Source organism: Meridianimarinicoccus marinus, assembly GCF_040689105.1.
GTDB classification, from domain to species: domain Bacteria; phylum Pseudomonadota; class Alphaproteobacteria; order Rhodobacterales; family Rhodobacteraceae; genus Meridianimarinicoccus; species Meridianimarinicoccus marinus.
The window spans coordinates 1-874 of sequence record NZ_JBFBVU010000084.1 but is presented as its reverse complement, the minus strand read 5'-3'; the positions used below and the strand labels follow the sequence as shown (position 1 = coordinate 874).

The 874-nt window shown below is 56.4% G+C and carries 1 pseudogene; it reads right to left on the bottom strand.

The annotated features are described in order from the left end of the window. Positions 1 to 26: 26 nt before the first annotated feature. Positions 27 to 800, bottom strand: a pseudogene (locus AB0T83_RS20280) (IS481 family transposase); the annotation flags it as partial. Positions 801 to 874: the final 74 nt, after the last annotated feature.

The window sequence follows — 874 nt, the reverse complement described above, 5'->3', positions numbered from 1 at the left end:
TCCGCTCCTCTCCCAGCCTGGGAAACTTAGCGGACAACTCGCGCTTCTAACGATCCAGTTATTGGGGGGCAGAGCAAGATGTATTCGTATGGGGTGAGCCCGCTGAGCGTCTTGAGCCGTCGAGCGAAGTTGTAGGCATTCAAGAAATCGACGAGATGGCCTCGGAGCTGATCGTGGCTGTCGTAGTGGAAGCGTTTGACGGTCGCCTCCTTGATTGTCCGGTTCATGCGCTCGATCTGGCCGTTTGTCGGGAAATCAGTCCACTGGACTGATTTCTGATCCTCCAAACTCCACGGATGATTGGGCTTCGTTAACCGGTGCTCGATTCCATTGGCCTCGCAGATCATGTCGAAGCGCATCGGCCGGGAGTAGATCGTGTTTCGGTTGCGCGGCTGCTCGGCGAACTGAATACCATTGTCCGTAAGTATCGTATGGATGCGATAGGGAACGGTTTCGAGGAGACGTTCCAGAAACTCCCAAGCTGTCTTTCTGTTCGCCTTCTCGACCAGCTGGGCCACCGCGAACTTGCTGGTTCGGTCAATGGCTACGAAGAGATAGAGCTTACCCTCTGCTGTTCGGAGCTCCGCGATGTCGATGTGAAAGAAGCTTATGGGGTACCGCTTGAAGCGCTGCCTCTTCGGCTTCTCGCCGTCCATCTCAGGCAAGCGCGAGATGCCATGCCGTTGCAAGCATCTATGCAAAGAAGAGCGCGTGAGATGCGGGATTGTCGGCTGCAAGGCGTAGAGGCAATCATCGAGGGGCAAGAGCGTATGCCGTCGGAAAGCAACGATGACCGCCTCGGCGTATCGCGGTCATTCTCCATCGGATCTGGGTCGATGGTACCGTATTCCAGCCGGATGCTGCGCCAACCACG